8 protein-coding genes are annotated in these 7,796 nt (G+C 66.1%); 6 read left to right on the top strand and 2 right to left on the bottom strand.

All coding sequences use genetic code 11. From position 1 onward, the window contains the following. From KAY22_RS21450 to KAY22_RS21425, 6 genes are all read left to right on the top strand, one after another. A complete protein-coding gene (locus KAY22_RS21450; protein WP_296625256.1) occupies nucleotides 1–2,238 on the top strand; it encodes a TonB-dependent receptor in 2,238 nt (745 codons plus the stop codon). Continuing rightward, on the top strand, nucleotides 2,235–3,947 hold the full coding sequence (locus KAY22_RS21445; protein ID WP_296625255.1) for an FAD-binding protein: 1,713 nt from the start codon (nucleotides 2,235–2,237) through the stop codon (nucleotides 3,945–3,947). The genes KAY22_RS21450 and KAY22_RS21445 overlap by 4 nt, the downstream gene beginning before the upstream one ends. A gap of 10 nt (nucleotides 3,948–3,957) precedes the next feature. Further along, complete coding sequence (locus KAY22_RS21440; protein WP_296625254.1) at nucleotides 3,958–4,713, top strand: SDR family oxidoreductase; 756 nt, start codon at nucleotides 3,958–3,960, stop codon at nucleotides 4,711–4,713. Next, complete coding sequence (locus tag KAY22_RS21435) at nucleotides 4,710–5,573, top strand: SDR family NAD(P)-dependent oxidoreductase (RefSeq protein ID WP_296625253.1); 864 nt, start codon at nucleotides 4,710–4,712, stop codon at nucleotides 5,571–5,573. Before KAY22_RS21440 ends, KAY22_RS21435 begins: the two co-directional genes overlap by 4 nt. Before the next feature lie 67 nt (nucleotides 5,574–5,640). Next, entirely contained in the window at nucleotides 5,641–6,174 is a 534-nt protein-coding gene (locus KAY22_RS21430) for an Lrp/AsnC family transcriptional regulator (RefSeq protein ID WP_296625252.1), read from the top strand. Next, nucleotides 6,171–6,638 carry an Lrp/AsnC family transcriptional regulator gene (locus tag KAY22_RS21425; RefSeq protein ID WP_296625251.1) on the top strand — a complete coding sequence of 156 codons (468 nt, stop codon included), beginning with the start codon at nucleotides 6,171–6,173 and terminating at the stop codon, nucleotides 6,636–6,638. The genes KAY22_RS21430 and KAY22_RS21425 overlap by 4 nt, the downstream gene beginning before the upstream one ends. Nucleotides 6,639–6,761: 123 nt before the next feature. Here KAY22_RS21425 and KAY22_RS21420 read toward each other — a convergent pair whose 3' ends face one another. Both KAY22_RS21420 and KAY22_RS21415 read right to left on the bottom strand, forming a co-directional pair. After that, nucleotides 6,762–7,121 (bottom strand): EthD domain-containing protein, encoded by a 360-nt coding sequence (locus KAY22_RS21420; protein ID WP_296625250.1) that lies wholly within the window; start codon nucleotides 7,119–7,121, stop codon nucleotides 6,762–6,764. Beyond that, nucleotides 7,118–7,663 carry a nuclear transport factor 2 family protein gene (locus KAY22_RS21415; protein WP_296625249.1) on the bottom strand — a complete coding sequence of 182 codons (546 nt, stop codon included), beginning with the start codon at nucleotides 7,661–7,663 and terminating at the stop codon, nucleotides 7,118–7,120. The genes KAY22_RS21420 and KAY22_RS21415 overlap by 4 nt, the downstream gene beginning before the upstream one ends. Between the last annotated feature and the right edge of the window lie 133 nt (nucleotides 7,664–7,796).

Here is a 7,796-nt window from a genome sequence, read left to right as displayed (position 1 = left end):
ATACGTAGTGGGAGGGTCGTTTTGAAACGCGCGTCTAGGCTATATGCAGCCTCTCTGGCTGTTCTGTCCACGGCAGGATTTTCGCCAGTTTCGGCGCAATCCGCCACCGACGACTCCGGCATCGGCGACATCGTGGTGACCGCCACCCGCATGGGCGAAACCCGCCTTCAGTCGACCCCGATCGCGGTGACGGTGCTGGGCGGCGAAGCGCTCGATTCGCGCGGCGTACGCGACGTTCAGGACCTCAAAGCCTATGTCCCGTCGCTCCAGGTCTCCGACCTGTCGGGCTATACCCAATTGTTCATACGCGGCATCGGATCGAACATCGTGTTCATCGGCTCGGACCCGAGCACGACGATCCACAGCGACGGCATCTACCTCGCCCGGCCGCTAAGTTATCTGACCGACTTCCTCGACGTCGAGCGCGTGGAGGTGCTGCGCGGACCGCAGGGCACCCTCTACGGCCGCAACTCGGTCGGCGGCACGATCAACGTGGTGTCGCGCAAACCCTCATCGACCCTGCAGGCGCAGGCACAACTCGGCTATGGCACCTATGACCGCTATGCGGCGCAGGGCTATATCAGCGGGCCGATCGCGGGCGAGGTCCTTGCCAGCCTCGCGGTCGACGTCTCGGGGCATGACGCCTTTCGCGAGAATATCTCGACCGGCAACGACGTCGAAGATCTCAAATCTCGTGGCGTAAGGGCGCAGATCCTTGCCCCCATCGGCGAGGGAGAGTGGATCATTCGCGGCGACTGGTCGCGCCAGTCGGGCGCGATGGCCGGCTATCCCAAGCTGATCCGGCCGACCGGCAATCCGTTCGACGACGCGATCCTCGGCGACTTCGACAAGGTGTCGATGAACCGCGACAATTTCACGGTGCTGAAGAATTACGGGCTGTCGAGCGACCTGTCGCTGCCGCTGGCCGACGGCCTCACGCTCCGCTCGCTGACCGGCTGGCGCGCCTTCCGCGGCTCGATCCTGACGGACTCGGATTCCAGCTCGATCGATATCTTGCGCAACCTGATCGCGCCGATCCGCCAGAACCAGTTCAGCCAGGAGTTCACCCTGGTCGGCGAGAGCGACCGGTTCGACTGGGTGCTCGGCGCCTATTATTTCCAGGAACGCAACCGCGAGCCGCTGACGCTGGCGATCCTGCCCTTCGGCGCGTCGCACATCCAGCGGCCGCTGCTGAAGGCGCGCTCCTATGCTGGCTTCGCGCAGGGCGAATACAAGCTGACCGATGCGCTCTCCTTCATCGCGGGCCTGCGCTACACGCGCGAGCGGAAGATCTATCGCATCGCCGATTATTTCACCGCTTCGACCGACCCCGATCCGCGCGTCGCGGCGCAGGGCTTCGTTCTGTCGGGGGTGCCCGGCCTGCCCGATCCCTTCACGGTCGACACGCGCCGCAACGATGATGCGCTGACGCCGAAATTCGGCATCAACTTCAAGCCGAGCGAACAGCTGCTGATATACGCATCGGCGACACGCGGCTTCAAGAGCGGCGGCTATGACTATGGCAGCAACAACGCGATCGACGCAGCCGCGGGATTCGGGCCGGAAAAACTGTGGTCTTACGAAGTCGGGCTGAAGAGCGACCTGCTCGACCGGCAGCTGCGGCTCAACCTGACCGGCTTCTACTACGACTATACCGATCTTCAGGTGCAGAGCTTCGTCCAGGTCGGCGCGTCCTTCGGCGCACGGACGCAGAACGCCGCCACTGCGCGCGTGAGGGGCCTGGAGGCGGAAATCGTCGCCAAGCCGGTGCGTGCGCTGGAGCTGACGGCCAATGTCGCCTGGCTCGATGCCGAATATAAGCGCTACCCCAATGCTTTCGTCAGCACATTCGGCTCGTTCGATGCGCAGGGGAAGCGGCTCAACAACGCGCCGAAATGGTCCGCGACCTTAGGCGCGACCTATGCCTTCGATCTCGCCGATGCCGGCAAGCTCACCGTCGGTGCGGATGCGCATGTGCAAAGCCGTATCTTCTTCACCGCCGCGAATGACGGCGTCGGCGCGGCAGCGGGCTATGCCGAGCAGCAGGGCGGCTATGGCATCGTCAATGCGCGCATCGGCTGGACCAGCCCCGACGATGTCTGGAAGGCGCAGCTGATCGCGACCAATTTGTTCGATCGCGACTATATCGTGGGCACGGCGAACTATACGGCCGCCATCGCCGCACGGCAGGGCCGCCCGCGCGAAATCCTCGGCCAGCTCAGCTACAGCTTCCGATGAACGCCCCCTTCCCGCCGGCGGCCGAGGTCGGCGTTCCGGTCGAACAGCCGTTGCTGGTCGAGGATGTCGACGCCGTCGCCTGGAACGAGAGCACCGATCTGCTTGTCGTCGGCCTCGGCGGGGCGGGGCTGGCGGCGGCGCTCGAGGGGATCGAGCGCGGTCTGTCTGTGACCGCCGTCGATCGCTACGCCTGTGGCGGATCGACGGGGGCCAATGGCGGCGTCTTCTATGCGGGTGGCGGCACCGCGATCCAGCGCGAGGCGGGCGAGGAGGACAGCCCGGAGGCGATGCTCGACTATCTGCGGATCGAGGCCGGCAAGGTCGTCAGCGAAGAAACGCTGCGCCGCTTCGTCGAACAGAGCCCCGAGACGGTCGACTGGATCCTGCGCCACGGCGGCAAGCTCGCCGCCTCGGTATGGAAGGAGAAATGCTCCTATCCGCCGCTCGACCGCTTCCTCTACCACCCCGACAATTCGCTGGTGGCGAGCTACCGGGCGAAGGCGAAGCCCGCCGCGCGGGGCCATCGCGCCTTCGGGCGCGACGGCAAGAAGGCCTGGGGCCTCGGCAAGTTCATCACCGGGCCGATGACCGAGTCCGCCCTCCGCCTGGGCCTCGTCTTCCATCGCTACAGCGAGGCCCGGCAATTGGTGGTCGACCGCGAGGGGCGCGTCGTCGGAGCGCGGATACTGTCGATCCCCGAAGGATCGGCCGAAGCCCGCCGTTTCGCCAAATATATCGCCCGCGCCAATACCCTTCTCGCGGCGCTTCCCCCCAGCATCCCGCTCGCGTCGATCACCATCGCGCTCGGCAATCATTATCTGCGCAAGGCGAGCGAGATCGAGGCCAAGGCCCGCTTCTCGCGCCTGATCCGCGCGCGCGAAGGCGTGGTGCTGAGCGCCGGGGGCTTCATCATGAACCCGCAGATGGTCGGCCGTTATGCCCCGGCCTATGCCAGCGGCATGCCGAACGGGACGCTCGGCGACCAGGGGTCGGGCATCTTGCTCGGCATGAGTGCGGGGGGTGCCACCGCGCTGATGGACAAGGTCAGCGCCTGGCGCTTCATCAACCCGCCCAAGGCCTGGGCACAGGCGATCGCGGTCGACCGCGCCGGCGAACGTTTCGTCGACGAAACCGTCTATGGCGCGACGATGGGCGAGCATATCGTCGACCATCGCGGCGGAATCGCCTGGCTGATCTACGACAAGAGCCTGCGCGAGGCGGCCTTTCGCCAGGCCCGCGATCCCAAGCTCGTGCCGTTCCAGCGCGACGTGACGCTGATCAACCTGCTGTTCAACGCGCGCAAGGCCGATACGCTCGACGCGCTGGCCCGGCGCATCGGCGTCGACGCGGCAGGACTTGCCCGGACGGTCGCCGCCTATAATGCTGCCGCGCGCGGCGAGGCGCAGGACCCGTTCGGCAAGGAGGCGATCGACATGCACCTGATCGAGCGCGGGCCCTTCTACGCAATGGACATATCGATCGACAGCCGCTTCCTGCCCTTGCCCGTGATCACCTTCGGCGGCCTGCGCGTCGCCGAGGAGAGCGGGCAGGTGCTCGACCGGGCGGGCAAGCCCATAGCAGGGCTCTATGCCGCCGGCCGCACGGCGGTAGGCCTCGCCTCGCAGACCTATGTCAGCGGGCTGTCCTTCGCCGACTGCTTCTTTTCCGGCCGCCGCGCCGCACGGCACGCGGCCCGGGCCAATGTCTGAGAGGAAATTGATGGACGATATTCACGGCATCGCGGGCAAGGTCGCCCTCGTCACGGGGGGAACGCGCGGCATCGGTCTCGCCATCGCGCGCAAGCTGGCCGGCGCGGGTGCGAAGGTCGTGGTCTGCGGGCGCAACAGCGGGTCGATCGACGGGATCGAGGCGCTCGCCTGCGACGTGCGCGATCCCGATGCGGTGAAGGCGATGGTCGAAGACATCGTCGCCCGCCATGGTCGTCTCGACATCCTCGTCAACAATGCCGGCGGTTCGCCCGACGCGGCGCTGGGCACCACTTCTCCGCGCCTTGCCGAGAAGGTCGTCGGTCTCAACCTGATGGCGCCGATCTACATGTCGCAGGCGGCCTATCCGCACATGCGCAAGACCGGCGGCTCGATCGTCAACATCGCCAGCGTATCGGCGATGCGGCCGTCGCCCGGCACCGCCGCCTATTCTGCCGCCAAGGCCGGTCTGATCGCGCTCGGACGCAGCCTCGCCCATGAATGGGGGCCGGACATCCGCGTCAACGCGATCGTCGTCGGCTATATCGAGACCGAGGCGACCGAGGCAACTTACGGCGACGCCGCGACCCAGGCCGCCATCGCGCACAATATCGGCGCCCGCCGCCTGGGCCGCGCCGACGAAATCGCAGCGGCGGCCCTTTTTCTCGCCTCGCCGGCCTCGTCCTACGTCACCGGCGCCGCGCTCGAAGTCCATGGCGGCGGCGAGCGCCCACCCTTTCTGGATATCGTGAAGGAGCAATCGGCATGAGCATCGACAATCGCAAGGTCGCCGTCGTTACCGGCGCCAGCCGTGGCGCGGGCGCGGGGATCGCGCGGGCCTTGGGCGAGGCCGGCTATGCCGTCTATGTGACCGGCCGGACGACGCGGGAAGGCACGGCTGCCCTGCCAGGCACGATCGGCGCGACTGCGGCCGCGATCGACCGCCTCGGCGGACGCGGCGTGGCCGTCGCGGTCGACCATCGCAAGGATGACGAGGTCAAGGCGCTGTTCGACCGCATCGAACGTGACGAGGGGCGGCTCGACATATTGGTCAACAATGCCGCCATCATCGACGACGCGCTGATCCAGCCGGGCGGCTTCTGGGAGCGGCCGCTGAGCCTTGTCGATATCCTCGATGTCGGCCTGCGCTCGGGCTATGTCGCCAGCTTCCATGCGGCGCCGCTGATGATCCGCACAGGTGGCGGCGTGATCGCCTTCACCTCATCCTTCGGCTCCGCCTGCTACATGCATGGCCCGGCCTATGGCGCGCAGAAGGCCGGCGTGGACAAGTTCGCCGCCGACATGGGCGTCGACCTGCGCGAGCATGACGTCGCCGCCGTGTCGATCTGGATGGGACCGCTCAAGACCGAACGCACCGACAAGGCGATCGCCGAGCGTCCCGACCAGTATGAAGCGATCATGGCCAATGCCGAGACGCCCGAGTTCACCGGCAAGCTGGTCGCCGCGATCCATGCGGCGGCCGACCGGATGGAGATGTCGGGGCACACCTTCATCGGCGCGGAACTGGGGACTCGCTTCGGCATCCAGGACGCGGGCGGAAAGCAGCCCCCGTCCTTCCGCGAGATGCTGGGCGCACCGCGCCTTCCACACCCCGCGATCGTCCGCTAAGGAGTTTTACAAGGTGGTCCCGGGCGCTGCGTGAAAGCGGGCCCGGACCCACGGCAGGGACAAGCTTGTGGCAACGAAGAAACCGACGACCAAGAAGAAGACCGCTGGTGAAGAAACGGCATCGGTGCGTCAGGCTCCGCCACCGCCTCCCGCCGTGCTCGAACCGATCGACGAGAAGATCATCGCAGCCTTGCGCCAGTCCGGCCGCATCGCAAACCGCGATCTCGCCCGCCTGATCGACGTCAACGAGGCGACGGTGCGAACCCGGCTGCGCAAGCTGGAATCGACCAACGCCGTGCGCGTCGTCGCGATGCGCGACCTGACCGCGATGGGCTTCAACGCCATCGCCGCCGTCGGTGTCCAGGTGAAGGGCCGCTCAGCGGCGGCCGTCGGCGCGGAACTCGCCGAACTGGAGAATGTCATCACGGTCAATGTGACGATCGGGATGTACGATCTCGAGGCACAGGTCGTGGCCGACAATATCGAGGAACTCGACCGGCTGCTGACCGACGTCATCGCCCATATCGACGGGGTCGAACGCCTCTTCCCCGGCCTGTCGATGAAGATCCTCAAGTATAACCCCGAATGGGCACCGCTATGACCCGCATCCCGCTCGACGACCTCGACCACAAGATCATCGACCGGCTGAGCCGCGACGCCCGCGTCAGCAACCGCGAGATCGGCCGCGAATTCGGCCTGACCGAGGGCACGATCCGCTCGCGCCTGAAGCGGTTGCTCGACAACAAGGTCATCCGCGTGGCGGCCGTCACCAACGCCAACCGGCTGAAGAACCCCTTTCTCGCCTATCTGTGGATCGAGGCGGACACGGCTGGCGACATCCAGGCATTGGCCGAACGCCTCGCCTCGCTACCCGAAATCGGCTTCGTCTCGACGATGCTGGGCCGCGCCGACGTGCTGGCGATGACGCTGGTGGAAAATGGCAGCCAGCTGACCGACTTCCTCCACCAGACGATCGACAAGATCCCGGGCGTCCGCCGGGTGCGCTACAGCCTGGGGCAGAACTTCATAAAGCATGATTTCCGCTACTGCGTGCTGGTGGACTGAGGGCGCCCTCCACCATGCTGCGCATGGTCCCCCTCCCCGTTCCGGGGAGGATCTGAACCATTCCTCCCCGGAACGGGGAGGGGAATCGCCGAAGGCGGTGGAGGGACCAGCGCGACGCCCGCGCTAGATCGCGCTCACCTTCTCCTCGACCAGGAACATCCGCGTCCCGCTGCGGTCGAGGAAATTCTCCTCGTCATCCGCAATGCGCTGGCCGATCTCGGGATCGGCGACCTTCGCCATCGCCGCATCATAGGCGGCGCGGCTCTCGAACCAGATTTCGGTGACCACGTCGAAGTCGAACGGCGCCGCGCCCTCGTTGACATAGGCGCCGTCGAACAGGGTGAAATTGCGTCGATATTCGACGATGCCCGGCAAGAGCGACCGGATCAGCGGTACGTGCCGCGTTTCGTAATAGTCGATGAAGGCGTCGCGGCCGAGATCGGACCGGCGGCGCAGCAAGGCGATGGACTTGACCTGGCTCATGCTTGAGCTCCCCGCTTCAAGAGGGTGAAGAAGGCATAGGACGGGTCGCCCGGACCCGGCTTGCCGATATAGGCCCCTTCGAGGAAGGGATGCTGCAGGTCGACGATCGATGGGCTGTGGATATTGGCCCAGTCGGCGACGATCGCGCGATGCGCGAATTTCCAGCGCCCGTCGCGCCGTTCATATCTGTCGAAATAACGGCCGCCGACCAGCACGTCGAACGGGCCGTCGGGGCTCTTCACCCGGTGGAGGGCAATCAGATAGACTTCGCCCTCCGCGCGATCCCCGTCGATCGCCAAATTGATCGTGGTGACATTGTGGTGGAGGATCTCCATCGGCGCCTGGATTTCGGGCAGCTTGTCGATGAAGTCCATCGCCGGCCCCTTCGACATATGCCCATGCTCGTCGATGGCATCCTCATGGTAGAGGCTGCACATCTTGTCCTGGTCGTGCCGATCGGCGGCGTTGCAATAGGCGTAGATCAGCGACCGGATTTCCTCGCGGTCGAGCAGGTCCTGGAGCCGTGCGGGGTCGACCGTCATGACGCGGCCTTCGTCGCCAGGAAATGCGCGGTCAGGCCGGGCGCCGGGTCATGATAGACGCGCTCATAGACCCGGTCATATTCGCTGTGCGCGATCAGCCAGCGGCCGTCGCGCTTGACGTAGCGGTCGCGGT

It is taken from the genome of Rhizorhabdus sp., assembly GCF_018006725.1.
Taxonomy (GTDB): Bacteria; Pseudomonadota; Alphaproteobacteria; order Sphingomonadales; family Sphingomonadaceae; genus Rhizorhabdus.
The sequence above is the reverse complement of the archived record's forward strand: the minus strand, read 5'-3'. Positions and strand labels throughout refer to the sequence as shown.